We start from the raw sequence: 25,953 nt of genomic DNA, 5'->3' as shown, positions 1-25,953 counted from the left end.
ACAGGGGTGTTCATCGTTATGCTACTGAGAAGTGCTTTGCACACGGGGGTGTTCACCGTTATGCGAGTTAAAAACTGTAATAGTTACGGTCGTATCACAATAGATGCGGCAACCGACAGAACTCTGGGATCATAGAAAAAACTGAGGGTATCATAGGGACTTTCGCTGCTGGTGCGCACACTGATCCCGTCTTTTTGAAAATACCCGCCGATACACATGGAATCCACGCTGTAACCGGAGTCTTCCGGCTGGAGCGTGGATTTTATGATATCGTGCATCCGGTAAAAATCTTCTTCTCCGACAAATCCGTTGACTGTGGCCAGAACAGTTCCTTTTTTCATTTTGTATTCTGTGACAGCTTCCATAACAAACCTCTCTTTCCTGCGCAGTTTTCTGAAACCGCGGCGGGGCCGGACACATCCGGCGCCGCCGCTTTTTTTGTTCAGTATAGCATGGATTTTGCCGGGACACACAGGCGGCAGACCCATGGGGTTATGTGTTTTGCAAACGTGGTTATGCATCTGTGCGCGCGGTTATGTTTTTTCGACATAACGAAGCCGGAAACCCGCATAAACACTAGGGTTTGAGCTATTGAAAAAGCCTGGATGAATCGGTAGGATAAAGAAAGAGAAGGCAGGAAACACCAGCTGCAGTCTGTATTGGAAAGGAGATTTTATTATGGCAAAAACGATTCTTACAGCAGCGCTGACCGGCGCGATTACACCCCATGGATATGATGTTCCGGAGACTCCGGAAGAGATAGCGGATGAAGCATACGCATGCTGGAAAGCAGGCGCGGCCATCGTACATCTGCACATGAGAGATGACCAGGGCGCAGGCGTGATGGATCCGGTGAAGTTTTACCAGACCATCAAACTGATCCGCACCAAGTATCCGGACTGCGATGTGATCATCAACTGCACATCCTCCGGTGATAACCGGGTATCGGATGATTCCCCTTACGGAAATGCGGTACGTATGCTGCATCACGCAAATGTGCCGGGAATCGAGATGGGTACCTTTGACGCGGGTTCCTTTAACTGGGGAATCCCGGGAGGCATTTTCAGCAATTCTCCCACATTCCTGACCACACTGGGCAAACTGTATCAGGAGAGAAATATCAAGCCGGAGTTTGAGGTCTTTGATCTGGGCATGATCCGTGCGGTAGGCGTGTACTGGAAGAAAGGCATCGTCAAGGCGCCGCTTCATTTCCAGCTTTGCCTGGGTGTAGTCGGCGGTATGGACGCGCAGCCCAGAGACGTACAGGAGATGCTGTCCTATATTCAGAGACTGCAGTCCGAAGGTAATCTGCCGCAGGAAGTGACCTGGTCCGCATTTGGAATCGGAAGAGGCCATCTGCCGGTTATGTTCTCTGCCCTGGCAAACGGCGGACATGTCCGCATCGGTATGGAAGACAACGTGGTATACGGCAAGGATAAAGACGGCAAGAAGATCCTGGCTACGAACCTGATGCTGGTAGAACGCGCAGCGAAAGCAGTCAAGGCGTTCGGCAATGAAGTGGCTACCTCCGCGGAAGCCCGGGAAATGCTCGGACTGAAACCGCTGGATCACGCGGCAGTGGTAAAAGCACTGGAAGAAGTAACGGTCGAGCAGCTGGAAGCAGCGAAGGCAGAAGCAGCTGAAAAATACGGCACCACGTATTTTGCTGCAAAGAGCATGGGCTGATCCCTGTGAACGGGGCAAAATGGCCTCTGAAACTGCCGGATTACCGCCTGGACGGGAAAGTGGCAGTGATTACCGGGGGCACCAAAGGGATCGGATACGCCATCGCGCTGATGTTCGCGGGATTCGGCGCTTCTGTTGTGGTGACCAGCAGACACCAGGATCAGTGCGAGGAAGTGGCGGCAGAGATCAGAAATCATGGCGGCAGCGCCCTTGGCGTAGCGGCAGATGTAAGCAAAGTGGCGGATATCCGGCGGCTGATGCGGACCGTTGTGGAGCAGTATGAGCATCTGGATATTCTGGTAAACTGCGCCGGCATCGCGGTGACCAAGCCGATTTTTGAAATGGAAGAAGAGGACTACGACCGTGTCATGGACACCAATTTGCGCAGCGTGTTTTTCGCTTCCAAAGAGGCGGCGAAACTTATGGCAGAACAGGGAACCGGCGGGCGTATCATCCAGATCGCTTCCATCGGCGGACTGAAAGGCACCAATCAGGTGTCTACCTACTGCGCATCCAAGGCAGCGGTGCTGAATCTGACAAAGACCATGGCCCTGGAGTGGAGCCGGTATCAGATTACCACGACGGCAATCTGCCCGGGCTATGTAAAGACGGATATTAACGCGGCGATGTTTGACAATCCGGAATTTCTGGCAAAGGCCCTGAAAGGAATTCCCCAGCGCCGTCTCGGCACAGCAGAGGAAGTGGCGGCCATCGCCCTGTTTCTGGCTTCCGAGTATTCCGGCATGATTTCCGGAAGCGCGGTTATCGCGGATATGGGCGCCACCAGCCTGTAGACGGAAAAACAGAGGGATATGAATAAGCAGCCTTCTGTCGGCGGATGTTTCCGGCAGGGGGCTGTTATTATACTGCGGAGGACCCGGCGGAAAGAACCGGAAACGAAAAACATGCCGGTTATGCCATTTCGGAAAACCGTGTTATACGGTTTCGACATAACAAGGCGGCAAAGGGGAATTTCACTTGTACATCTTGCTGATGCTATACTGTGCTCAGGTTAAGAAATGACCAATAATCAATTCAAAAAGAGCGTTTTTTCTGACAATGAGTAAATGTGAAAGCAAGGAGGAACACTTATGGCGAAGCCTTTAGCTGACTACGTGAAACTGCCTGAATTTGATGAATACAAAGAGTGGTTCAGGGATTTCGCGGATCTGAAGCGGGAAGACGGTATCGTTCAGGTGACATGGAAAACCAATGACGGACCGATGCACCACAGTGGCATGTCCCATCGTGCCTGCAGCCAGCTGACCAGAGTACTTTCCCTGGATTACAAAAACGAGATCATCATTTTCACACATATCGGTGACAACTGGATGATCGAATCGGATGCCAACGGATGGGAGACTTATTCCAAGCTTCCGAGAGAGCGTTTCCAGCATCAGTACTTTGATGATACCAACCTGATCAAAAACATGGTGTTTGACCTGGATGTACCCACCATCGGCGCGATTCCGGGACCCGGATTCCACTGGGATTCCGCAATGCTGTGCGATGTGACCATCTGCACAGAAGACACCAAGATGGAAGTGCCCCACGCACAGGGCGGACTGGTACCGGGAGACGGCATGGGCCTGATGGCACAGCACTATTTCGGAACCAAACGGGGCAACTACTACATGATGACCACCCGCCAGTTTACCGCGCAGGATATGCTGGATTACGGAATGGTCAGCGAAGTGGTGAAGAAAGGGCAGGCAGTGGAGCGGGCCTGGGAAATCGCCCGGATGTGGAAGACCATGCCGTATGAAAACCGTACCATCATGTCCAACCTGGCGAAACGTCCGCTGAAGAAACTCTTCGTGGAAGACCTGAAGCTCCACACCGTCAGCGAACAGTATGGCTCCATGCTCCGCGTGGCAGCCGGAGATCTGGGAGATGAAAATTCCAGCCAGCAGGATGAGAAATATATCAGCCGTGTGAATGATTATCGCTATGCCACCAAAGATATGGAACAGCCGATGACAAAAGAACTGTGGCGCGGCATGCCGAAACGGGCCGGCGAATGGTGGGAGAAAGTTCAGCGGGGAGAGATCAAAAACCCCTATGAATTTGAACACAGCAACGAACCGGACTGGTACAAATTCTAAACAGCGGGAACTAAAGTAATACTTTTTTTATAGAAACAAGGAGAGGGAACATGGCAAACAAACCTTTAGCAGATTATGTGAAGCTTCCGGAACTGGAAGAGTACAAAGAGTGGTTCAAGGATTTCGCGGACCTTTACAGGGAAGACGGAATCCTTCAGGTAACATGGAAGACCAATGACCATCAGATGTGCCACAGCGGCATGTCCCACCGTGCCTGCAGCCAGCTGACCAGAGTGATTTCTCTGGATTACAAAAATGAGATCATCATTTTCACCCATCTGGGCGACAGCTGGATGACAGAATCGGACCCCAACGGATGGGAGACCTACTCCGAACTTCCGAAAGAGCGTTTCCAGCATCAGTACTTTGATGACACCAACCTGATCAAAAACATGGTATTCGACCTGGATGTACCCACCATCGGCGCGATTCCGGGACCCGGATTCCACTGGGATTCCGCAATGCTGTGCGATGTGACACTGGCAAGCGAAGATACCTGGATGGAAGTTCCCCACGCACACGGCGGACTGGTACCCGGCGACGGCATGGGCCTGATGGCACAGCATTTCTTCGGAACCAAGCGCGGCAATTACTACACAATGACCGCACGTCAGTGGACCGCTCAGCAGATGCTTGACTGGGGTATGGTCAGCGAAGTCGTTCCGAAGGGAACTGTACTGGACCGTGCCTGGGAAATCGCCCGGATGTGGAAGACCATGCCGTACGAGAACCGTACCATCATGTCCAACCTGGCAAAACGCCCGCTGAAGAAACTCTTCGTAGAAGATCTGAAACTGCATACTGTAAGTGAGCAGTACGGTTCTCTTCTGCGTGTGGCTGCAGGCGAGATGGGTGATACCAACGCCGGCCAGCAGGATGAGAAGTACATCAGCCAGACAAATGATTGGAGATATCAGAACGACTGGATGCAGCAGCCTCCGACACGGGAAAGCTGGGCCGGATTCCGTACCAAACCGTTTGAGTGGTTCAAGGACGTAGAAGCCGGAAAAGCAGAAAACCCGTTTGAATTAAAGACGATCAAACCGTATCGTCCGAAACCGGCAGATAAATAAAAATCTGCAGATACCCATAGTGCTTTATTGTGAAACAGCTTTTTTATAGAAAGAAGGAACAATCATGCCAAAAGTATATGATGGTGATTTAACAAAAATGTTTGATATTGCCGGCAAAAAAGCGGTAATCTTCGGCGGCGCCGGCGGATTCGGCAAAGCAATCGCAGAAGGCTACGCTGCAAACGGCGCAGACGTAATCATTATGTCCCGTCGGGAAGAAGCGTTAAAGAAAGCAGTAGAGGAAATCAAAGCCAAAGCTGCGGACGGCGTAAAAGTAACCTATTACGCATGCGACGCAGGTGTGGAAGAAGAAGTTATCGCTGCCCGTGACTATGCAGTCAGCGAAGAAGGAATCGGCGGATGCGACATTCTGGTAAACGCGCAGGGAATCAACAAGAAGATGTTCTCCTGGGAGATTGATACCGAGTTCTGGAAAGCAATGCTGAATACAAACATCACATCTTTAATGTACACCAACCGTTACTTCGGCAACTGGATGAAAGAACACAATACAGAAGACGGCAAAGTCTATGACGAGAAAGATTTCGAGCACGGCAAGGAAACACCGGCAGATGGTTATGGAAAGATCATCAACTTCGGTTCTGTCCGCGGAATCCGTGTGGTAGCCAACGGCGGTATGGGAAATGTAGCTTACAATACCACCAAAGGCGCGGTTGAAATGCTGACAAAGGCATTTGCGGTAGACCTTCGTCCGAACATCCAGGTTAACGCGATTGGACCGACAATCACATATACCCCTATGATGGTAGGCCTTCTGCCTCCGGATGAAAAGGTACGTAACGGTATTGCTGCATCTCTTCCGGCAGAGCGTATCGGTTACGAAATCGATGTAGTCGGACCGGCACTGTTCCTGGGATCATCAGCATCCGATATGGTAACTGCAACCACCATCTACCCGGATGGCGGCCTGGTAGCTACATCATGATGGGCGCAAATCGGTAAGTATGCGTATGATAGGGCTGTTGTACTGCAACAGCCCTTTTTTCAAACAGAGAAACAAAAAAACAGGCGGAATAGGAGAAACGAGGAGCAGTATATGGATCGATGTGCGGATAAAGGAAAAGTAAAAACACGGGAAGAGATCATCTCCTGTTTTAAGGACGGGCAGACGATTGCCATCGGCGGCCAGGCCGGATGCAATTATCCCTGGCGTCTGATTGAGTGCATTATTGAAAGCGGCGCAAAGCATCTGACGGTGTATTCCATTGACACCGGCGACCCGAACAAAGGCGTGGGAAGGCTGGTGCATGAAGGCAGAATCGACCGGCTGGTAACCACACATGTGGGAACCAATCCGGAAACGTCTGAGAAAATCATGAATGGTGTGATTCAGGCGGAACTGGCGCCCATGGGCTCATTTATGGAACGGCTGCGCTGCGGCGGCGCCGGACTGGGCGGCGTGCTGACCAAAACCGGACTGGGTACGGTAGTGGAAGAAGGCAAGCAGATCATTACGGTAAACGGCGAGCAGTATTTGCTGGAAGAGCCGCTGCGGGCGGATATCGCGATTACCCGGTGCCGGCGGGCGGATGTCATCGGCAACCTGGCTTACCGGGGCACCGGCACAGCTTCCCACCCGATTGTGGCGACCGCGGCGGATCTTTCCATCGTAGAGTGCGATCATCTGTGCGATATCTCTGAGATCGCGCCGGATGAAGTGCGGGTACCCGGTATTTTTGTAGATATGATTCTGGCGTAAAGGAGGGATACATCATGGATAACAGAGCTTTTATCGCAAAACGCGCAGCAAAATATTTTAAGGTCGGTGATGTGGTCAATCTGGGCGTGGGAATCCCCAGTCTGTGTTCGGACTATACGGAAAAAGGCGTCATGTTTCAGACAGAAAACGGGCTGATCGGTGTGGGTGACACCGCTACCGATGTGATGGTGACGGACCGTTCGGCAGACGCCAGCTCCAGACCCTTTGTGCCGATGCCGGGCGCATCGGTATTTGATACCGCATATTCCTTCGCGATTATCCGCAGCGGCCGTCTGGCGGCTACGGTACTGGGCGGTCTGCAGGTATCCGAGCAGGGCGATCTGGCCAACTGGGCAAGTCCGGGGCGCGCGTTTGGCATGGGCGGCGCCATGGATCTGTGCAACGGGGCCAAGCAGGTCATTGTGGCCATGGAACTGACGACAAAACAGGGAAAACCGAAAATCGTCAATACCTGCAGCTTTCCGCTGACAGCGCTGCACTGCGTGGATCACATCGTGACGGAACAGTGCGTTATCGATGTGACGCCGGAGGGACTGGTGCTGCGGGAAGTGCGCCAGGGCATTACGCCGGAACAGATTCAGGAACAGGTAGAACCGAAGCTGATCATTCCGGATGACATCGCTGTCATGGAAGAGTAAAAAGACAGCGGCAAACCGGCCGTCTCAGCCGGAAGGACAATTTTACAGCAGAAAAGAGCGGGGCTGCTTTTACCGGCTGACACAGCGATTCCGCGGTCTTTCAGCAAGACCGGGGGCAGCGGCGTCAGTCTGTAAAGTATGCCTTCTTTTTTTCTGCAGTCAGACAGCAAAAAAGGAGAAAGGAGCTGTTCGATGGAAGTATCGGTAACCGTTGACGGAATTCCGGTAACGGCGGAAGAAGGGACCTCTGTCCTGAAAGCCGCGCTGCAGGCCGGAATCTATATTCCCCATATCTGTTCCCACCCGGATCTGGAAAGCATCGGGGCCTGCAAGCTCTGCGTGGTGGAAGTCGCTGGGCAGGAAGGCGTTGTGACTTCCTGTACGCTTCCGGTGCAGGAGGGCATGGAAGTTACGACAAAGAGTGAGAATCTGGAGCATATCCGCCGGGTGGTCATGGAATTTATGCTGGCGGGGCATCCCCATGACTGTACGTCCTGCAAGATGTATCTGAAATGTGAGCTTCAGGCAATGATGCAGTATACCAATTCTGTCCATGGCAGAATGCGTGAGGTCACGAAGACCACTACGAAAATCAATACAAATAACCCGCTGATCATCCGCGAAATGGAACGTTGCATTCAGTGTGAGCGCTGTGTCAGAGTTTGCCGGGATGTGCGGGGCGTGGGGATCCTGAAGCTGAACAAGGCAGAGGGAAACGCGGAAATCTATGTGGGAACCGAGGAAGACCGGGCGCTGGCGGAAGCGAACTGCAGGTTCTGCAGCGCCTGCGTGGAAGTCTGCCCCACCGGCGCGCTGCAGGACGCGGAGGGCGTTTTTGACAAAACACTTCCGGGCAGAACCGGACTGGTGCCCTGCCGGGCAGAGTGTCCGGCCCATACGGACATTGCGGAATATCTGCGCCTGACGGCAGCCGGCCGGGCAGAAGAGGCATCTGCTGTGATTCACGAAAAGCTTCCCTTTCCCAAAGCGCTGGGCCGCGTCTGCACCCGCCGCTGTGAGGCTGCCTGCAAACGGAACGGCCTGAACGATCCGCTGTCCATCCGCAATATCAAGCGCTACGCGGTAAATGCAGCCAAAGAGGAAACATGGAAAACGAACGTTCGGCAGAATCCGGATACCGGAAAGAAAGTGGCCGTGGTGGGCGGCGGACCGGCAGGAATGACCGCTGCGCTGTATCTGCGCAAGCAGGGGCATGACGTGACGGTATACGAGCAGCACGCATCGGCCGGCGGATATCTCCAGTATGGAATCCCGGCCTACCGGCTTCCCCGGGAGGAGGTGCAGGCGGAAATCAGGGATATTCTCCACAGCGGGGTGAAACTGCGGACCGGGGTGCGGATCGAATGCCTGGATGAACTGAAAGCATCCTGTGACGCGGTGGTTCTGGCCATGGGAACCCCGGTGGGAAAGCAGGCGCCCCTTCCCGGAGCGGAAAAGGGCCATACGATCACTGCGGCAGAATTCCTGTATCAGGCTGCGGAAGGCGCAGATTCCGCAGACTGTGCGGGAAAAAAGGTCATCGTGCTGGGCGGCGGAAATGTAGCCTTTGACGCGGCAAGGACGGCCGTGCGTCTGGGCGCGGAAGTGTCCATGTTCTGCCTGGAAAGCAGAGAGGAAATGCTTGCGGATGAGGAAGAGATCCTTCAGGGCACGGAAGAGGGAATTGTGCTGCACAATTCCACCGTGAATCTGGAACTGGCAGGAACACCGGAGGCCCTGGAAGGTCTGCGTTATGCGGAAATCTCCGGATTTTCCTTCGAGCCGGAGGGCCTCCGGGTGGAGCAGATTCCGGGTACCGAAGCGCTGGAACCCGGAGATCTGGTGATTTTTGCAATGGGACAGAAAACAGATATTCCGGAAGGGTTTGGCGTAGAACTGAATGCTTACGGCTATCCGATACTTCGGGAAGGCACCCATCAGACCATGCAGGAGCAGGTGTTTGCGGCCGGAGACGTGGTAACCGGCACCCGGTCGGTGATCGAAGCCATTGCCGGCGCCCGGGAGGCAGCATCGGAATGTGACCGGTATCTGGGCGGAAACGGCGATATCGAAGAAGTCCTGTATCAGCGGGAACCCCATAATCCGGAGATTGGCAGGGAAGAAGGATTTGCTTTCCGGAAACGGGAACATCCGGACGCGGTGGCATGCGGCGACCGTCTGAACAGCGGAGAGACGGAACGGGCCTTTACGGACAGCCAGGCGGTCTGTGAGGCAGAACGCTGCCTGCAGTGTGATCTGCGCTGTGATCTGCATCCCGTAAAACTGTGGACCGAATATCAGAAGGGAGGAAACAGACGTGGATAAAATCTGCAATCAAAGCGATGCTGTGCTCCAGGACCTGCTGGCCCAGGCCGGTGCAGCCGGCCGGCAGACGGCGGAGCCGGGAGCCGCGCAGGGTACGGGAATCTGTCCGGTGGATCTGGCGCGGCAGATCGCGGAACGGACCGTGGAAGCCGGATGCGGCAAGGGTGTGATGTGCAGGGACGGTATGCGGCAGATTCTGCTGATCCTGCGGGATATCGCAAACGGCGCAGGCTCTTCGGATGATCTGCCGATGCTGGAGGAACTGCTGCAGGTCATCGGGACATGCGCGGACTGCGTATTATCGGAAAACGCGGCTCGGGAGATTCTGGCACTGCTGAAAAAGCATCCGGAAGACTGGCGCATGCATGTAACAAGAAAAAAATGTAACTACCGGGTATGCCAGGGGTGTATCAAAGAAACACCGGCTGTGGCAGTACCGGAAGGCGGTGTAAGAAGACGCAGAAGGAGGACAAACGCATGAAACAGATGGAAGCAGATGTAGCAGTAATCGCCTGCGGCATGTCAGGGCTGGCGGCCGTGACACAGGCCCAGGAATCCTTAAACGCCACCGGAGGCGGTGTGGCGGTAGCTTTTGAAAAATCAGGCACAAGCGGCGGGGCGGCCAATATGGGTATGGCCATGCTGGCCTTTGAGTCACAGCTGCAGAAAGAGGCGATGGTCAATGATTTTACCAAGGATGACGCCTTCCGTTTCTTCATGGAATATGTCCACTGGCGTTCCAACGCCCGGCTGGTGCGCCGCTGGTTTGAACAGTCCGCGGATACCATTACATGGCTGCAGGACAAAGGGGTGGAGTTCCTCGGTGTATACAAATATTTCAAAAATTCCCACTGCACCCAGCATATGGTAAAGGCGCCGGGATCCAATAAACCCTCGGAGCGCTCCGCCTCCATTATGAACCGGATCCTGACAGAATATGCCGGTGAAATCGGCGCGGAAATCTATTTCAATACACCGGTCAAAGAGATTTTAGTCGGATCCAAAGGACAGGTGCGCGGCGTCCGTGCGGTGGATGAGAACGGAGAGGAAATCGAATGCCTCTGCAACGCGGTCATTGTGGCGACTGGCGGCATTGGGAACAATGTGGATATGATCTACAAGTATATGGGATGGAAATGGGGCAAGGATATGTTTACCTTCCGTATTCCAGGAATCGACGGCGATGGCCTGAATATGGCCTGGAAGATCGGCGCGAAACAGGCGAAGATCAATATGGAGGTTACTTATAATACGCCGGGTACGACAGACATATTCAAAACCCTCTCAGAGACCATGCGGCAGCCGAACCTGATGGTGAACCTGCAGGGCAAGCGGTTCATCAATGAAGAGATTATGGACAACACCACCTATACCGGCAACGCCCTGCTGCAGCAGAAGGGGCATACCGGATTCACCATTATCGATTCCACGATCGTGGATTATTACAAAGCCCACGGGCTGGATTATATCACGTACCATCACGGGATCAAAACCATGGACAAGTGGGACGAGGAGCTGGATCTGTATCTGAACCACAAGGGGATTGAAGCCACCGGTCTGGCGGCTCTTCACGAAGGAATGGATGACCAGGAATCCGGACAGACGAACTTCTGGAAATTTGACACTATAGAAGAGCTGTGTGAAACCACAGGAATCAATTACAAAAACCTGGTAAAGACCATTGAGGAATACAATCAAATGTGCAACGGCTCCCAGCGGGGCTATGACTGGGAATTTACCAAGGATCACCGGTTCCTGAAACCGCTCCTGAAAGCACCGTATTATGTGGCGCGGCATTTTCCGTCCGGCTACGGTTCCCTGGGCGGCCTGGAAGTCAATGAAAATATGGAAGTGCTGAAGGATGACTTCGATCCGATTCCGGGGCTGTATGCCTGCGGCAATGATACCGCTACCGTATTCGCGGACTCTTACTGCTTCTACAATCCGGGTTCCACCATGTCCTACGCGATTAACTCCGGACGAATCGCCGGCATGGAGGCCGTGGCCTATATGGATTCCGATGAATTTATCGATCCGGAAGAGTAAACCGGAAAAAAGAGAAAAACCATAACAGGTCAGTAAAAAACCGCCGGCTGCCGCAAAGGAGCATCTGCCGGGCCCCTTTATATACTGAAAACTCAGTAAAACGGGTACCCGGAAGTTCCTTCTGCCGCAGCCGGCGGTTTGTTCTTTTGTTACAGGGATGACGCTTCCGCCTGTTCCGCCAGGTCTTCTCCCTGCTCCCGGAAAAAGGTGGTAAATTCATTGATGAAGAGGTGGAGCGTATCCTTGGTGTTGCTTTTCTTCCAGATCAGATGCAGGGAAATCACAGCATCCGGATCACTGATGGGAATCACACGGATATCATTGGCCAGGTCGGACAGGTGCCGGGGAATGATGAAACAGCCGGATCCTACACTGGTGTAAAACAGACCGGAGTCCACATTGCTGACCGTGTGCACCACATTCAGCCTGGAGTTGAATTTTTTGAACAGTTTTTCGTGAAACAGCGCCGTATGGGGATTGGTCTCCGGGTTGAAGGCGATCATGGGCTCGTTGTCCAGGTCCCGGATGGAGACGCTGTCCCGGTTGTAGAGCCGGTGGGCTACGGGAACGATGACACAGAGCTTGTCATCCATCACATGCCGGTAGGCCAGATTTTTGAACATCGTGGTATCCAGGTGTGTGATAAAGGCCAGATCCAGCTCATCATTATTGACTGCGTCGATCAGCAGATCCAGGTTGGAAGCCAGATAGTCCGTTTTTATCAGGGGATGCCGGTCTTTGAAATAATGGGTAAACTGTGTGATGAAAGGCTTCACTGCCTGACCGAGGAACCCTACCCGGATGGAGCCGTTGGCGGTAGCGCTGGCCTGTTTGATCTTGTGGATGGCAGCGTCGTAGGCACTGACTACATTGCTGAGCTCGTCGGCCGCAAGCCTGCCGATGTCGGTCAGCTCCACTTTGTGTGTGTCCCGGACGAACAGCTGGGCGCCGAACGTCTCTTCCAGGTCGTGAATATGCCTGCTTAAAACCGGCTGAGTCAGGTAAAGCTGGTTGGCTGCCTTGCTGTAATTCAGACAGTCGGCCAGAACGATAAACTCCTTTAGTCGATTAACATCCATAAAGTGATTCCTCCAACTTTTGTTCGGTCTGTCGCAGACACTTTCGTTCATTCTTTCACAATGACTTATTATAGCACAGAAACATACAGAGTTCTAATCGAAGGGATCTGTTATGCTGTTTTGGTATAACAGCCCGTGGAAGGAGTATTTCAACAAAAAAATGGGGTGTGATAGGATTCATTATAGAAAAACTTTCTGTAACTACGATCCGTATTTGCAGATCAATGATTCATAAAGAGAAGATAGAAGGAGGAGCTTTTTTTATGAGCAGAGAAGCAGTAATTGTGGGGTATGGCCGTTCCGCGGTATGCAGAGCATTCAAAGGATCTTTTAAGGATACCCATCCCATTGAGTATTCCGCGCAGGTACTGAAAGGTGTGATTGACCGGGTAGAGGGACTGGATCCGGCGGATATCGAAGACGTAATCATGGGATGCGCGGTACAGCACAAGACCACATCCATGAACATTGCCAAGAGCGTAGTGGCCCGGGCGGAACTTCCGGAGAATGTGGCAGGGCATACCATCAACCGGTTCTGCTCCTCAGGACTGCAGGCCATCGCCACCGGAAACAACGCCATCGCCATGAATCAGGGAGATGTGATCATTGCCGGCGGTGTGGAAGACATGAGCGATACCTTTGAACCGTATCCGGAAGAATATCAGGATCCGTGGCTGAATGAGCATGCGCCGGGCGCGTATATGGCCATGGGAATTACTGCTGAGAACATTGTTAAGAAATACGGAATCAAACGGGAAGAAATGGATCAGATGGCAGTGGAATCCCATGCCAAGGCAGCAGCAGCCCAGGAAGCAGGCAAGCTGGCGCCTTCCATTATCCCGGTGACGGTAAAAGATGAAAACGGCAATGAAAAAACTGTGACAGAAGACGAGGGAATCCGGAAGGGAACGAATCTGGAAAAACTGTCCACATTAAAGACCTGCTTCATTCCGGAGGAAAAAGGCGGCACAGTAACAGCGGCTACTTCTTCCCAGACTTCCGATGCGGCAGCCTTTGTGGTGCTGATGGAAAAGGAAAAAGCAGAAAAATGCGGCGCGAAACCCATCGCGAAGCTGGTATCTTTCGCAGTGTCCGGCTGCGATGCCACAATGATGGGACTGGGCCCGATTCACGCAGTGCCGAAAGCGCTGGAACGGGCAGGACTGACCATTGATGACATGGATGTCATCGAGCTGAATGAGGCATTTGCGGCACAGGCAATTCCCTGCATCCGTGAGCTGAAGATGGATCCGAAGAAAGTAAACCCCTACGGCGGCGCGATGGCACTGGGTCATCCCATGGGCGCCACAGGCGCGTTCTTAACCTGCAAAGCCCTGGATTATCTGCAGGACAACAACGGCAGATACGGGCTGGTAACCATGTGCATCGGCGGCGGCATGGGCGCGGCCGGTATCTTTGAGCTGCTGTAAGCGTTACAATTCGTGTGGCTGAAAAACGAAAGAAAGGATCGGAAGCATGGAAGCAAAAGATATTAAAAAAGTAGCTGTGATCGGATGCGGCGTCATCGGCGCGAGCTGGGCGCTCCTGTTTGCCATGAAAGGCAAGGAAGTGCATCTGTTTGATGTGGTGGAAGACGTTATGCATGCCGCAAAGGACAAGATGAACAGCAATATTGATACACTGGTGGGAAACGGCGCCCTGGAAGAGGCGGACCGCCAGGCGATTCTGGATCGTGTCACCACCTATCCGACACTGGAAGAGGCAGTGGCAGATGTACAGTTCATTCAGGAAAACGGACCGGAACGTCTGCCGATCAAACAGTCGGTACTGGCCCAGATCGAGGCAGCCTGCCCGGCAGACGCAATCTATGCCAGCAGCACCTCCGGCCTGCTGATCTCTGATATTGTGGCAAATGCAGTGCATCCGGAACGCTGTGTCGGCGGTCATCCCTACAATCCGCCCCATCTGATTCCGCTGGTGGAAATGACATATTCCCCGAAAACATCCAAAGAGAATCTGCAGCTGGCCAAAGATTTTTACCAGTCCATCGGCAAGGAAGCAGTAGTACTGAATAAAGAGTGCCCGGGCTTTATTGCCAACCGTCTGCAGCTGGCAGTATACCGTGAGATGATTGACCTGGTTATGCGCGGCGTCTGCACCGCGGAAGACGCGGATAAGGCCCTGGTATACGGCCCCGGTATCCGCTGGGCCATCTTCGGCCATAACATGATCATGCAGCTGGGCAATCCGGGCGGACTGAAAGGCATGATGGAGATGCTTGGAGACGGCGGAGACAAATGGCTGGCAGATATGGCAGACTGGAAACATATGCCGAACAAGGAATACGGCGAAATCGCCCAGGCATCAGTCGATGAAATGATGAAGAATTTCCCGGATTATATCGGCCATGACAATGCGCACTGCAGCAAATACCGGGATGAGATGCTCATCGATATCCTGAAACTGCATCACAAACTGTAACAAAACAGAGAAGAGATAATAACTGATAGGAAACAGCGGTCTGAACGGAACCATCGTTCATACCGCTGTTTTTTTCGGATGATACGCAAGCGCTTTGTTTAAAATGCACAATATCACCTGAAAAATTTGGAGAAACGGTTATGCGTTTTGATTATAACCAGTGATTCAGTCGGCATTTCCGTTTGGTAACCCGTATTGCTAGAATATCTGTAAAGAAAAGATATGAGTGTTTATGAAGGCCTTGCATTCTTGTATTCGTTTCTGATGAAAAAGTGGTTGATCTAACGAAGATTGAGAGGAGATTTACGGAATGAACAAAGTTGAGGTGAATAAGTCCCTTGCTTATAACGCGCCGGGACATTTTGACATGCGGGCAATTCGTCTGCATGGCGCCGATAACGGATGCAATGCGTTCTCACTGGGGATGTCCCATTTCCTTCCGGGCGGCGGAACCGAGTATGTAGAGCCGCCGGTAGAACTGGTATATTTCATTCTTGAAGGCGAAATGACCATTATGGATAAGAACGGGGAGGAGATCACCGTTCTGAAGAAACATGAATCCATGCATTTTGCGGCAGGTGAAGGCAAGCAGATTCTGAATAAGCAGAATTATCCGGCAACGATGCTGGTCATTGCGAGCCCGCTGCCAAAACAGTAAATCGGAATTTGGGAGAATCTGATTCAGGAGGAGAAATATAATGGCTGACAAAACACCAACATTTGGAAATACAAAGCCTTCTACCGGAATGTACAACTTCGGTCGGAAGGGATGGACCGTAGTGATCTACCAGGTCGTATGGTTCTTCTTTATGACCGGTATGACAGTAGACGGACTGAATATCATCGTTCCGCAGATCGCCGCTTACCGCGGCTGGGATCCCAACGCGGTCCTGTCGATTTCCACACCGGCATCGATTATCGCTTTATTCATTGTTGTAATCTTCGGCGGACTGGCGAAGAAGTTCGGACTGAAACGTGTCATGGTCATTACCATGTTTGCAGCCGGCGCTGCCACGATCTGCTACGGCAACGCCCCGACCATCGCGCTGTACGCAGTGTTCCTGGTTGCCATGGTGGCACTGATCAATGCATTTGCCCTGACCCTGGGTCTGTCCATCTGCACCAACTGGTTCCCCACCAAAAAGGGTGTCATCATGGGCTTTACAACCATCGGTATGAATCTGGCCAGCGCGCTGATCAGCCAGATCTTAAATCAGCTCAGCAGCCGTTCCAACATTGCCGTGGCAATTACGATCATGGGCTGTGTGATTATTATCGTTGGTATTCTGACCGCGATCTTTATCAAGGACACACCGGAAAAAGCAGGATGCTATCCGGACAATGATCCGGAGATCGCCAAGCTGATTCAGAAAGAAGAAAAAGCGCTGGAGGGAAGCAGTGAGATTGGATACGGCGAAGCGCTGAAAAATCCCAAGACCTGGATCTTTGGAATCGCCTATGGGTTCTTCGGCCTGGCAACCGTGGGAATCATGTCTCAGCTTGCCGGTTACTTCATGACCGTAAAACACTACAGCCTGCAGACATCCCTGAATATCATTACCATTGCTGCGGTAATCGGCGTGGTAGGCTCGATCATCTGGGGAATTGTCGATCAGAAGGTCGGTACAAAGAAGGCATCGATTCTCTTCGGCATCTGGTACTGCATCGGCATTCTGCTGCTGCTGTCCCCGAATAATATCATCATGGTCATCGGCATCGTAATGCTGGGCGCAGGCATTGGCGGCAACGGCAACTTCGCTCCGTCTATGGCAGCGCTGGTATACGGAAGAAGAGACTTCCCGATCTGCTACAGTGTACTGAACATGATTGTGGGTATCGTCAGATCCTGCTCCTTCGTACTGCTGGCAATCCTCCGCTCCGCATTCGGCGGCTATACCGTGCCGTATGTAGTGTTCGCGCTGATCGCCCTGGCCGGAGGACTGATGCTCATCGGTGTCAAAGTGGTGGCTGCTGTGGGCGGCATGGAAAAAGAGATTGACGAGCAGGCAGCAAAGGCACAGTAAATCATGTAATTATCCAACCTTTTACTATATATAACATATACCTATTTCTCAAAACCGAAACAGGGACTGTCGTGGGGCGGCGGTCCCTGTTTCGGTTTTTTCATAAATTAACTCCTTTCGTTTGTCATAGGCGGCATAGAGTAAAATTTTAGTTGGCAAAAACAAAAAGAAGAGGCCGAAGCCCCTTCCATATCATACAGAAAACCATTAGTATTTATTTTGCTAAGAATACATACGAAAGGATCTGTATGATGAATACTATGATAGAGGAAAAGGGCGTAACTTTCAAGGAATTAGAGCAGGAGATTTTCAGATTTGTTTGCGACCTTGGCGTCGCACTGACCCAAGAGATACTCCAGCAGTATGATAAATACCTGCATGACAGCAGAGATACATCCGAACTCCGTGACAAAGGGACGCGCCACACATCTATCAAAACGGTCTATGGAGACGTGCCTTATGACAGGTATGTGTACAGGACCAGGGATGAGTATGGTGAAAATCACTATGTCTATCTGTTGGATGAAAATCTGAAGATGAACCGTGTCGGCCTGGTTTCAGAGAATTGTGTGGAACTCATGGTTTCATCCATCACAGAGATGTCCTATCGGAATTGTGCCAACAAAGTTTCCGACATGACAGGGCTCCCCATCAGCCATACCGGTGTGTGGAATATCATACAGACTCTTGGAGAAAAACTGGAAAATGATGAGAGGGAACTTGTTGCAGCTAATAAGAAACAAGAAGTAAAAGGCGAAAAAGAAGTTCCAGTGTTGTTTGAAGAAGCTGATGGTGTATGGCTGAATCTTCAGGGAAAAGATCGAGAAAAACGGCATTTCCCAAAAGCGGAAATGAAAGCAGCAATCGCCTATGATGGTTGGAAAGCGGAGGGAAACGACCGCTACTCTCTTGATGGAAAAGTTGTGACTGCCGGATTTGAGAAGGCTTCCGAATTCCAGAAAAAAAGAGAGGCGATGATCGCTGCCGAGTATAACCTCGATGAGGTTCAGTTACGCTTCCTGAATGGTGACGGAGCTTCCTGGATCAAGAAAACGCAGGATAAGGAAACGGTGTTCCAGCTGGATCCGTTTCACAGAAACCAGAGTATCCGGAAAAACCTGCCCCATGCAAAAGCAATCCATGATGTTATGGAAATGCTGCGTGAGAATAAGGTGGCGGAAACTTTTGCTTATCTTGAAATATATCGTGACAGCCTGGACGATGATGAATCCATAAAGAAGGTGGAAGAAGTGATCAGCTACTTCCGTTCCAACAGGGATGGCCTACTGCCATATCAGGAGCGTGGGCTGGAAATCCCGGAAAGCCCGGAAGGACTTATTTATAGAAAAATGGGGACGATGGAGAACCATATCTGGAGCGTCATAGCCAGGAGAATGAAGCATAACCATACCAGCTGGAGCATCAAGGGCGGTAACCATCTGGCAAAGATCCTGGCGAAGAAATGTTCCGGAAAGCTTTATGAAGTAACGGAGCAGCTGAGAATACCGATATTTGAAAAAGAGAAACTGGAAGAAATCAAAGGAGATATCCTGCAGGCAGGCCAGATCAGGAAGAAGATCGGAAAGGGATACGAATACCCGGTTATTGGCCATATGACTGCGTTAGAAGGGAAGACATCCGGGGAACGGGGAAAACTTTTGGCCATGGCAGGATTTTAAACAGTTCCGGAAGTTATAATGGTGTGCAATGAAAAACGATAGCGAGGCTTTCGTAGGGAGCTGCATGCTAGCAGCGAAGGCGGGCGCATGTTTGAGCCCAAAGGGCGAGTTCGCGCAGGAGCCTGGGCGAAAAAGCGCATGCAGCGAGCAGAAAACACAGCGTGTTTTCATACACACCTTATAAAGACGGAACGTACGGTTGAAATGTATGAGTGGGTTGCCAACGATTACTTGACAGTATCCATAGGCGGAAACCCACTACCTTCAGGTGGTGGGAGGAGCCTTGTTGTGTTATAATAATATTGAGCCATTTTAAGAGAAAACCGTTAGTTCCGGCTCAGAACGAGGCACTCTTTGTCCTTTGAAAAGTATATATGAGGTTTTAATGTGAAATCCTAGCATTATGTAAAATATACTAAGGTTCACCACGTTTGTACTGCATGGGAAGTTTTAGTACCTGGTACAAACAACAACTACAAAATCGTAGTTACGGCAGAGCAAGCTCTACCGTAAAGGGTGCTGTCAGCCACCCCATGATGTAACGCCACTTTAGATAGTAATATCTATTGGGGTTAAAGGTCGGAGACGCAAGTCGTTAGTACGACTGGGCAGTTACAAGCCCATGACCTTTAGGTCGTGGGTAGTTGACAAGGGCAGATATCTATTCAGTTATCATCTTTGTTTTCCTCGTAATCGGTAAGTGAACGGGACAGGATTTTTTCGATTCCATTTGCAGTTTTGCGATAGTCTTCTAATAAATCAGTAAGGCGCTGTTTGCCGGATTCTTCTATACGATAGTATACACGAACTCTGCGTTTTCCGACGGTTACTTCCCGATCACTGATATCCATGCTTTTTTTATTTTAGTATACAGATAGGGATTCCAGGCATACTGATTTTGTGTATATTTTTTATGTGTCTATTTATAATAAAAAACGTAGAAATACCAACGGGAGGATAACCAATGTTTAATTTTTTAATTGCAAACGCGATCGGCCTCATTCTTTCAGCGGCAGCGGCTGTTTTTATGATTGTATTCGGAACTGTCCGGGCAGTCAGGAAAAAAATCGGGTTCCGCTATTCAGTGGCGGCGTTTCTGATTGCAGCAGCTCTGCTGATCTGCGCCGCGGTTATGCCGCGCGGAACGTTTTATTCGGTTACCCAGGGAGAAAACCAGTCTTTCCGGCAGGTGTTCCGCACGGAAAAGGAATATGAATCGTATGTCTCCGACCTGCAGAAGCAGGACGTGGACTATCAGGGAGAGAAAGTGCGCATTACGCCGAACCGTCAGATCGGATGCGGAATCTTTTTCCTGGCCCTTGGCGCAGGATCCGCGCTCTGCGTCCGGATCCGCCGGAAGCATGGAGGCGGTCAGCCTTCAGAAAAGAAATAGAAAAACAATAAAAAACAGATGCCCGGAGCCGTTTTCCTGTGCTCCGGGCATCTGTCTGCAGACAGCGAACACTTTATCTTTTATCCTGCCGGTTCCTGCTGTTCCAGCGGGAATTTTTTTACAAATACTGCCTGTCCGGCAAAGCATACCGCACAGAGCGCCAGGCCGAAGGCAAAGGTAACCACCAGACCGAGAATATTTTTCCCATTCTGGGAAAAGGTCAGGCAGACCCCGGCGAAAATGATGGGCATATGCCGCAGCGGCGTATTGCCCAGAGGCCCTAAGTGAATGCACATGGTAATGGTAGTGCCGATGACGATGGACAGGAACGTGGATGCCTGGCCGTTCATACCCATGCGGGCAAAGAGGGAAATCAGAAGAAAATCAAATAATCCCCAGGCGATGCCGCAGTAGGAAGAAAGAAGCAGCGCAGGGGTATCTTTCGGCTTTAATCCCATGCCGAAGAATACGCCCAGGCAGACAAACATCATCCATCCCACACCGAAGGGCAGGAAATTGTAGAAAAAGTAAAAGAGTGCGGAAAATGCACTGGTCCACAGTGAAAACCAGAAGATGGCTTTTCTGCTCATGGATTGTCCTCCTTGATTGTTATTCCGTTACAGAGAAAGCAGCTGTCTGCCGGACAGCTGCGGGAATCGGCCGGATCAGGCCTGGAACAGACGCTGGGGATTGTCTTCCAGCAGTTTGCGGATGCGGGCGTCGGTAAAACCGCGTCGTTTCATATCCGGAATGACCCGGTGGCCGATATCGCCGATATTGGCGTTTTTCAGGGCTTCCTTCATAAAGCCGGTCATGATGTTCGGACGGCCCAGCTGGACATTGACGCTGTCATGACCCAGAAGAATCTTATCTTCATAGCCGGCAGCGATGAGTGCCTCGATCAGGTCCACGCGCTGGCTGTCCGTCGGGGTGTGGAAAAGTTCGCCTTCCAGGCCGAAGCGGTCCAGGTTGACATATACACCCTGGGAAAGCACCTGCTTATGATACTCGACGTCCAGATTGCCGCACATATGGCCGATGGCGATTTTGGCGGGATCGGCGCCGTTTTCCAGCAGAAGGCGGGCCTGATCCGGTCCCATGGTGCCCTGCTGGGTGTGGGTGATGATGACACAGCCGGTTTCTTTCTGCGCACGGGCAGCGGCACGGAAAAAGTGCTGTTCCATGGGCGTGATTTTCTGAAAGCTGGAAGCCAGCTTAATCACGCCGGCCCGGATGCCGGTGCCTTCAATGCCCTCGGTAAGTTCGGTAATCATCATTTCCGCGATCTCATCTTCAATGTTGGCGAAGGCACTGCGGAATTTCCAGTAGCCGTAGGCGCTTTCCTGCTCAAAGTAAAATCCGGTGGAGCAGATAATATGGATATCAGCGGCTTCCGCGATGCGTTTTAAAAAGCGCACATTTCTGCCGCATTCATTGGTGGTGGCATCCACGATGGTTTTGATGCCGTAGGATTTTGCCGTTTCGGCTGCTTTCAGACAGATGCGGAAGGCTTCGTCTTCATGAAAGGCGCCCAAAGTGCTGTCTCCCTGGTAGCCGCAGTATCCGTAAAGAAAATGCTCATGCATGAGCGCGGACCCGAGTTCGGATACAGGAACCGGACCGGTAACGGTATGAACTGTTTTCATTTTGATCCTCCATAAGTATTATGACGGGTTGTTTTCTTTCTGCAGGGTAGTTTCTTCCCGGTGTCTTCAGTATAACAAGGGGCAGGGAAGGGGGGCAAGCGGCTAGGGCTAAGTGATTATGCGGATTGTGCGGACGGTTATACACAAACAGAATTTCCTTTTTCAGAGCGGGAAACATAGAATAAAACCTGTAAAGAGAAAGAGTAATGAAAAAAAAGTTACCATCCTCAAAAAAGTTTACCATCCTTACTTTTTTTCAGAACTTTTACTGAAGCAATCGGGGAACGCTGATTCGGCGTTCCCTGATTTATACAGAAAAATAATGTATTGACAAAAAAACAACAAAGTAGGAGAAGGAGCAAAGAACACACGTATGAGCAGATTAACAATTGTGACAAAGAACAAGGCACAGGAGACAGTGGAAGAACTGTACAAAGATCTGGAACGACGGATTGTGGCCAGTCAGCCGGGACTGTGTCCGGTGGAACTGACTTCCGCGTTTCTGCATATGAGTCATGCCCAGTCCTGCGGCAAATGCATTCCCTGCCGGGTGGGGCTGCAGCGCCTGGAGGAACTGGTGAATCAGGTGCTGAACCGCAAAGGGACCATGGAGACACTGGCCATGATCGAAAAGACTGCCATGGTGATCTTCTGCAGCGCAGACTGTGCCATCGGCTATGAGGCGGCCCGGATGGCGCTGAAGGGCGTCAGGGGATTCCGGGAGGATTTTGTGGAGCATATTCAGAAGGGCAGATGTTCCCTGATGAGCCGGGAGCCGGTGCCGTGCCAGTCCCTCTGTCCTGCCCACGTCAATGTGCCCGGATATATTTCCCTGATCCATGCGGGCAGATACGCGGAAGCAGTGCAGCTGATCCGTCAGGACAATCCGTTTCCGGCGGTGTGCGGCCTGATCTGTGAGCATCCCTGCGAGGCGCGCTGCCGCCGTTCCATGGTGGATGATGCCCTGAATATCCGCGGTCTGAAACGCTATGCGGTGGAACAGGAAGGAGATCCGGTGATCCCGGAACGGGCGGAAGCTACCGGGAAAAAGGTGGCTGTGGTAGGCGGAGGCCCCGCCGGTTTGTCCGCGGCCTATTATCTGTCTTTGATGGGGCATACGGTTACTGTATACGAACAGAGAAAACAGCTGGGCGGCATGCTGCGCTACGGGATACCGGCCTACCGGCTGCCGCGGGAAATTCTGGACCGGGAGATTGAGACGCTTCAGAGCACCGGCTTCCAGGTGGTGACAGACGTTCGAATCGGCAGGGATATTTCTCTGGCGGAGCTGAAGGAACAGAATGACGCGCTGTATCTGTCCATCGGCGCGCATCAGGACAGAAAGATCGGAATTGAAGGGGAAGACGCGGCCGGTGTGATCTCCGCGGTGGAAATGCTGCGTTCTATTGGAGACAGCATGCCCATGGACTTTACCGGTCTGGATATCGTAGTCATCGGCGGCGGAAATGTGGCTATGGATGTGGCCCGCTCCGCGGTCCGTCTGGGTGCGAAGTCTGTCCGCGTGGCCTATCGCAGAAGAAAAGCGGATATGACGGCGCTGGAAGAAGAGGTGGAAGGCGCCATCGCGGACGGTGTGGAGATCTGCGGACTGAACGCGCCGATGCGGATTGAAAAAGACGCGGAAGGCAGGGTGGCTGCCCTCTGGGTACAGCCGCAGAAAGTAGGGGCCATCCGGGGCGGACGCCCGGCGCCGGAAGCGGCAGACAGCGCAGAAGAGCGCTGGGCCTGCGACCGGGTGCTGGTGGCCATCGGCCAGGGTATTGACTCCAGCGCCTTCCAGGAATTCGGCATTCCGGTGCACCGAGGGACAATTGACGCGCTGGATTCCGCGGATGTCAAGGATGCGGAAGGCATCTTTGCCGGCGGAGACTGTGTGACCGGACCGGCCACTGTTATTCAGGCCATTGCCGGCGGCAAAGTGGCAGCGGCCAATATTGATGAGTATCTGGGCTATGACCACGAGATCCGGTGTGAAATCGACCTGCCGGTGATTCAGCTCAATGACAATGATCCCCGTGGCAGAGTGGAGATGACAGAGCGGCCGGCAGCGGAGCGGATTCACGATTTCTGCCTGATGGAGTGCGCGATGTCGGAGGAAGAGGCTTATCAGGAGTCCGGCCGGTGTCTGCACTGTGATCACTTCGGATACGGAATTTTAAAAGGAGGCAAGGAACAGGAATGGTAAATGCAGTCATAGATGGGAAGAAGGTACAGGTGCCGGAGAAGACCACGATCCTCGACGCCGCGGCAAGTGTGGGAATTATGATCCCGACTTTGTGTTTCCTGAAAGATATCAATGAAGTGGGCGCCTGCAGAGTCTGTGTGGTGGAAGTGGAAGGCCATGAAAAGCTGTTTACGGCATGCAACAATATACTGGAAGACGGCATGGTGATTCATACCACCAGCAAAAAAGCGCGGGAAACCAGACGGACCAATGTGCAGCTGATCCTGTCAGAACATAATGACCACTGCACCACCTGTGTCCGCAGTACAGACTGTTCCCTGCAGAAGCTGGCCAAGGAGCTGAATATCCAGGAGATGCCCTTTGAGAAGCATATTCCGGAGCAGAGAGGAAGTGAGACCTTCCCGCTGATCCGGGATTACACCAAATGCATTCAGTGCATGCGCTGTGTGCAGGTGTGTGACAAGATCCAGGCCACGCAGATCTGGGATATTGTGGGGACCGGTGCCCGTTCCGCGGTGGATGTGCGCGGTGTATACAGCCTGGAGGATTCGGACTGCGCGCTGTGCGGCCAGTGTATTACCCACTGTCCGGTAGGCGCCCTGAAAGAGCGGGATGATATTGGCCGTCTGGTGAATGCGGTGGATGATCCGGAGATCACCACGGTGGTTCAGATCGCGCCGTCCATCCGTGCCGCCTGGGGGGAAATGCTGGGACTTTCTCCGGAGGAGGCCAGCATGGAGCGGCTGTCCGCCACACTGAAGTTTCTGGGATTTGACTATGTCTTTGACACCGACTTTTCGGCAGACCTTACCATTATGGAGGAAGGCTCCGAATTCCTGGAACGGCTCAAAGGAGGCAGACGGGACTTCCCGATGTTTACCAGCTGCTGTCCGGGCTGGGTGCGTTTTTTAAAGAGCCATTATCCGGAGTATACGGATCACCTGTCCACGGCGAAATCGCCGCAGCAGATGTTTGGCGCCGTGATCAAGAGCTATGTGGCGCAGTTAAAGGGACTGGATCCGAAGAAGATCTTCTCCATTTCCATCATGCCCTGCCTGGCGAAAAAGCAGGAGAGCGACATCCCGGTTATGAATGACGCCTGCGGGGATCCGGATGTGGATGTGGTGCTGACCAACCGGGAACTGGTCCGTCTGATCCGTTCCCAGCATGTCAAACCGGAACTGCTGGAAGAAGTGCCGCTGGATGATCCGATGGGATTCGGGTCCGGCGCCGGCAATATCTTCGGCGCGACCGGCGGTGTGATGGAGGCGGCGCTGCGCTCTGCCTATTATCTGGCAACCGGGGAAAATCCGGATCCGGACGCTTTCTGCGCGGTACGGGGAATGGACGGATGGAAAGAAGCGGAATTCGAGATTTCCGGTATTCCATTAAAGATTGCCGTGGTCAACGGGCTGGGCAATGCGGACCGTCTGCTGAAGGCGATGAAAAAGGGACGGGTTTCCTATGATTTTGTAGAAGTTATGGCCTGCCCGGGCGGCTGCGTCGGCGGCGGCGGACAGCCCTTCTATGACGGAAAAGAGATGGCGGCTTCCCGGGCTCCGATTCTGTATGCCTTTGACCGGAAGACAGACCTGCGGTTTTCCCATGAAAATCCGTCGATCCGGAAGATTTACGCGGATTATCTGGGCGCACCGCTGAGCGAACGTTCCCATAAGCTTCTGCATACGGATCACCATGCATGGCAGATGCCGGGAGAAAAACAGAGAAAGTAACAGCGGCAGCAGAAGCAGCGGCCGTGTACAAAGCCGGCGGGCGGACAGCCCTCCGGCGGCAGAAAGCAGCCGGAACAGCCCGGCGGGACACAGGACAGACGCTTTTTACGGTTTTGCGGGAAGGCGGGGAGCTGTCT

At 52.4% G+C, this 25,953-nt stretch carries 23 protein-coding genes; 18 read left to right on the top strand and 5 right to left on the bottom strand.

Translation table 11 applies throughout. From position 1 onward, the window contains the following. Positions 1 to 83: 83 nt before the first annotated feature. Positions 84 to 365: a hypothetical protein gene (locus tag CXIVA_RS03565; RefSeq protein ID WP_013976657.1), complete on the bottom strand. Its 282-nt coding sequence runs from the start codon at positions 363 to 365 to the stop codon at positions 84 to 86. A 313-nt stretch (positions 366 to 678) separates the two neighbouring features. Between CXIVA_RS03565 and CXIVA_RS03560 the strand changes: the two genes are divergently transcribed. The 10 genes from CXIVA_RS03560 (at position 679) to CXIVA_RS03510 (ending at position 11,614) form a co-directional block, all read left to right on the top strand. After that, positions 679 to 1,686, top strand: coding sequence for a 3-keto-5-aminohexanoate cleavage protein (locus CXIVA_RS03560; protein WP_013976656.1), 1,008 nt, complete (start codon positions 679 to 681; stop codon positions 1,684 to 1,686). Positions 1,687 to 1,691: 5 nt separating this feature from the next. Next, complete coding sequence (locus CXIVA_RS03555; RefSeq protein WP_013976655.1) at positions 1,692 to 2,480, top strand: SDR family oxidoreductase; 789 nt, start codon at positions 1,692 to 1,694, stop codon at positions 2,478 to 2,480. Positions 2,481 to 2,777: 297 nt separating this feature from the next. Beyond that, complete coding sequence (locus CXIVA_RS03550; protein ID WP_013976654.1) at positions 2,778 to 3,791, top strand: enoyl-CoA hydratase/isomerase family protein; 1,014 nt, start codon at positions 2,778 to 2,780, stop codon at positions 3,789 to 3,791. Positions 3,792 to 3,841: 50 nt separating this feature from the next. After that, the gene (locus tag CXIVA_RS03545; protein ID WP_013976653.1) at positions 3,842 to 4,864 is read left to right on the top strand and encodes an enoyl-CoA hydratase/isomerase family protein; all 1,023 of its coding nucleotides are present in this window, start codon (positions 3,842 to 3,844) and stop codon (positions 4,862 to 4,864) included. A 64-nt stretch (positions 4,865 to 4,928) separates the two neighbouring features. Continuing rightward, positions 4,929 to 5,810, top strand: coding sequence for an SDR family oxidoreductase (locus CXIVA_RS03540; protein WP_013976652.1), 882 nt, complete (start codon positions 4,929 to 4,931; stop codon positions 5,808 to 5,810). Between the two features lie 111 nt (positions 5,811 to 5,921). Further along, positions 5,922 to 6,584, top strand: coding sequence for a 3-oxoacid CoA-transferase subunit A (locus tag CXIVA_RS03535; protein WP_013976651.1), 663 nt, complete (start codon positions 5,922 to 5,924; stop codon positions 6,582 to 6,584). A gap of 14 nt (positions 6,585 to 6,598) precedes the next feature. After that, a complete protein-coding gene (locus tag CXIVA_RS03530; RefSeq protein WP_013976650.1) occupies positions 6,599 to 7,243 on the top strand; it encodes a succinyl-CoA--3-ketoacid-CoA transferase in 645 nt (214 codons plus the stop codon). A gap of 192 nt (positions 7,244 to 7,435) precedes the next feature. After that, complete coding sequence (locus CXIVA_RS14465) at positions 7,436 to 9,568, top strand: FAD-dependent oxidoreductase (protein ID WP_013976649.1); 2,133 nt, start codon at positions 7,436 to 7,438, stop codon at positions 9,566 to 9,568. Continuing rightward, positions 9,561 to 10,049 carry an NADH-ubiquinone oxidoreductase-F iron-sulfur binding region domain-containing protein gene (locus CXIVA_RS03515; protein ID WP_013976648.1) on the top strand — a complete coding sequence of 163 codons (489 nt, stop codon included), beginning with the start codon at positions 9,561 to 9,563 and terminating at the stop codon, positions 10,047 to 10,049. The genes CXIVA_RS14465 and CXIVA_RS03515 overlap by 8 nt, the downstream gene beginning before the upstream one ends. After that, positions 10,046 to 11,614, top strand: coding sequence for an FAD-binding protein (locus CXIVA_RS03510; RefSeq protein ID WP_013976647.1), 1,569 nt, complete (start codon positions 10,046 to 10,048; stop codon positions 11,612 to 11,614). Before CXIVA_RS03515 ends, CXIVA_RS03510 begins: the two co-directional genes overlap by 4 nt. A gap of 149 nt (positions 11,615 to 11,763) precedes the next feature. On the opposite strand, the gene CXIVA_RS03505 is transcribed toward CXIVA_RS03510, so the two are convergent. Further along, positions 11,764 to 12,693, bottom strand: coding sequence for a LysR family transcriptional regulator (locus tag CXIVA_RS03505; protein ID WP_013976646.1), 930 nt, complete (start codon positions 12,691 to 12,693; stop codon positions 11,764 to 11,766). A gap of 263 nt (positions 12,694 to 12,956) precedes the next feature. Between CXIVA_RS03505 and CXIVA_RS03500 the strand changes: the two genes are divergently transcribed. The 5 genes from CXIVA_RS03500 (at position 12,957) to CXIVA_RS03480 (ending at position 18,838) form a co-directional block, all read left to right on the top strand. Further along, positions 12,957 to 14,123, top strand: a complete 1,167-nt coding sequence (locus CXIVA_RS03500; RefSeq protein WP_013976645.1) for a thiolase family protein — start codon at positions 12,957 to 12,959, stop codon at positions 14,121 to 14,123. 46 nt (positions 14,124 to 14,169) lie between these two features. Next, complete coding sequence (locus CXIVA_RS03495) at positions 14,170 to 15,135, top strand: 3-hydroxyacyl-CoA dehydrogenase NAD-binding domain-containing protein (RefSeq protein ID WP_013976644.1); 966 nt, start codon at positions 14,170 to 14,172, stop codon at positions 15,133 to 15,135. Between the two features lie 310 nt (positions 15,136 to 15,445). Next, on the top strand, positions 15,446 to 15,793 hold the full coding sequence (locus tag CXIVA_RS03490) for a cupin domain-containing protein (RefSeq protein ID WP_013976643.1): 348 nt from the start codon (positions 15,446 to 15,448) through the stop codon (positions 15,791 to 15,793). A gap of 40 nt (positions 15,794 to 15,833) precedes the next feature. After that, on the top strand, positions 15,834 to 17,159 hold the full coding sequence (locus CXIVA_RS03485) for an MFS transporter (RefSeq protein ID WP_013976642.1): 1,326 nt from the start codon (positions 15,834 to 15,836) through the stop codon (positions 17,157 to 17,159). 251 nt (positions 17,160 to 17,410) lie between these two features. Continuing rightward, on the top strand, positions 17,411 to 18,838 hold the full coding sequence (locus tag CXIVA_RS03480; RefSeq protein ID WP_013976641.1) for an ISLre2-like element ISClsp4 family transposase: 1,428 nt from the start codon (positions 17,411 to 17,413) through the stop codon (positions 18,836 to 18,838). 665 nt (positions 18,839 to 19,503) lie between these two features. Here CXIVA_RS03480 and CXIVA_RS03475 read toward each other — a convergent pair. After that, complete coding sequence (locus CXIVA_RS03475) at positions 19,504 to 19,689, bottom strand: hypothetical protein (protein WP_013976639.1); 186 nt, start codon at positions 19,687 to 19,689, stop codon at positions 19,504 to 19,506. 113 nt (positions 19,690 to 19,802) lie between these two features. Here CXIVA_RS03475 and CXIVA_RS03470 point away from each other — a divergent pair, with 113 nt between their 5' ends. Further along, complete coding sequence (locus CXIVA_RS03470) at positions 19,803 to 20,231, top strand: hypothetical protein (RefSeq protein ID WP_013976638.1); 429 nt, start codon at positions 19,803 to 19,805, stop codon at positions 20,229 to 20,231. Between the two features lie 80 nt (positions 20,232 to 20,311). On the opposite strand, the gene CXIVA_RS03465 is transcribed toward CXIVA_RS03470, so the two are convergent. After that, a complete protein-coding gene (locus CXIVA_RS03465; protein ID WP_013976637.1) occupies positions 20,312 to 20,821 on the bottom strand; it encodes a DUF1097 domain-containing protein in 510 nt (169 codons plus the stop codon). A 75-nt stretch (positions 20,822 to 20,896) separates the two neighbouring features. Then, positions 20,897 to 21,877: a phosphotriesterase gene (locus tag CXIVA_RS03460; RefSeq protein WP_013976636.1), complete on the bottom strand. Its 981-nt coding sequence runs from the start codon at positions 21,875 to 21,877 to the stop codon at positions 20,897 to 20,899. A 373-nt stretch (positions 21,878 to 22,250) separates the two neighbouring features. On the opposite strand from CXIVA_RS03460, the gene CXIVA_RS03450 reads away from it, so the two are divergent. Further along, the gene (locus CXIVA_RS03450) at positions 22,251 to 24,083 is read left to right on the top strand and encodes an NAD(P)-binding protein (protein ID WP_013976635.1); all 1,833 of its coding nucleotides are present in this window, start codon (positions 22,251 to 22,253) and stop codon (positions 24,081 to 24,083) included. Beyond that, positions 24,077 to 25,816 (top strand): [FeFe] hydrogenase, group A, encoded by a 1,740-nt coding sequence (locus CXIVA_RS03445; protein ID WP_013976634.1) that lies wholly within the window; start codon positions 24,077 to 24,079, stop codon positions 25,814 to 25,816. The genes CXIVA_RS03450 and CXIVA_RS03445 overlap by 7 nt, the downstream gene beginning before the upstream one ends. Positions 25,817 to 25,953 lie beyond the last annotated feature (137 nt).

The organism is Clostridium sp. SY8519 (genome assembly GCF_000270305.1).
Classification (GTDB): domain Bacteria; phylum Bacillota; class Clostridia; order Lachnospirales; family Lachnospiraceae; genus SY8519.
This window is presented reverse-complemented; position numbering and strand designations above follow the sequence as displayed.

Excerpts from the sequence above, each read along its gene's own strand:
- CXIVA_RS03565 (WP_013976657.1), bottom strand. The coding sequence starts at position 365 with ATGGAAGCTGTCACAGAATACAAAATGAAAAAAGGAACTGTTCTGGCC.
- CXIVA_RS03560 (WP_013976656.1), top strand. The coding sequence starts at position 679 with ATGGCAAAAACGATTCTTACAGCAGCGCTGACCGGCGCGATTACACCC.
- CXIVA_RS03550 (WP_013976654.1), top strand. The coding sequence starts at position 2,778 with ATGGCGAAGCCTTTAGCTGACTACGTGAAACTGCCTGAATTTGATGAA.
- CXIVA_RS03545 (WP_013976653.1), top strand. The coding sequence starts at position 3,842 with ATGGCAAACAAACCTTTAGCAGATTATGTGAAGCTTCCGGAACTGGAA.
- CXIVA_RS03540 (WP_013976652.1), top strand. The coding sequence starts at position 4,929 with ATGCCAAAAGTATATGATGGTGATTTAACAAAAATGTTTGATATTGCC.
- CXIVA_RS03535 (WP_013976651.1), top strand. The coding sequence starts at position 5,922 with ATGGATCGATGTGCGGATAAAGGAAAAGTAAAAACACGGGAAGAGATC.
- CXIVA_RS03530 (WP_013976650.1), top strand. The coding sequence starts at position 6,599 with ATGGATAACAGAGCTTTTATCGCAAAACGCGCAGCAAAATATTTTAAG.
- CXIVA_RS14465 (WP_013976649.1), top strand. The coding sequence starts at position 7,436 with ATGGAAGTATCGGTAACCGTTGACGGAATTCCGGTAACGGCGGAAGAA.
- CXIVA_RS03510 (WP_013976647.1), top strand. The coding sequence starts at position 10,046 with ATGAAACAGATGGAAGCAGATGTAGCAGTAATCGCCTGCGGCATGTCA.
- CXIVA_RS03505 (WP_013976646.1), bottom strand. The coding sequence starts at position 12,693 with ATGGATGTTAATCGACTAAAGGAGTTTATCGTTCTGGCCGACTGTCTG.
- CXIVA_RS03500 (WP_013976645.1), top strand. The coding sequence starts at position 12,957 with ATGAGCAGAGAAGCAGTAATTGTGGGGTATGGCCGTTCCGCGGTATGC.
- CXIVA_RS03495 (WP_013976644.1), top strand. The coding sequence starts at position 14,170 with ATGGAAGCAAAAGATATTAAAAAAGTAGCTGTGATCGGATGCGGCGTC.
- CXIVA_RS03490 (WP_013976643.1), top strand. The coding sequence starts at position 15,446 with ATGAACAAAGTTGAGGTGAATAAGTCCCTTGCTTATAACGCGCCGGGA.
- CXIVA_RS03485 (WP_013976642.1), top strand. The coding sequence starts at position 15,834 with ATGGCTGACAAAACACCAACATTTGGAAATACAAAGCCTTCTACCGGA.
- CXIVA_RS03480 (WP_013976641.1), top strand. The coding sequence starts at position 17,411 with ATGAATACTATGATAGAGGAAAAGGGCGTAACTTTCAAGGAATTAGAG.
- CXIVA_RS03475 (WP_013976639.1), bottom strand. The coding sequence starts at position 19,689 with ATGGATATCAGTGATCGGGAAGTAACCGTCGGAAAACGCAGAGTTCGT.
- CXIVA_RS03470 (WP_013976638.1), top strand. The coding sequence starts at position 19,803 with ATGTTTAATTTTTTAATTGCAAACGCGATCGGCCTCATTCTTTCAGCG.
- CXIVA_RS03465 (WP_013976637.1), bottom strand. The coding sequence starts at position 20,821 with ATGAGCAGAAAAGCCATCTTCTGGTTTTCACTGTGGACCAGTGCATTT.
- CXIVA_RS03460 (WP_013976636.1), bottom strand. The coding sequence starts at position 21,877 with ATGAAAACAGTTCATACCGTTACCGGTCCGGTTCCTGTATCCGAACTC.
- CXIVA_RS03450 (WP_013976635.1), top strand. The coding sequence starts at position 22,251 with ATGAGCAGATTAACAATTGTGACAAAGAACAAGGCACAGGAGACAGTG.
- CXIVA_RS03445 (WP_013976634.1), top strand. The coding sequence starts at position 24,077 with ATGGTAAATGCAGTCATAGATGGGAAGAAGGTACAGGTGCCGGAGAAG.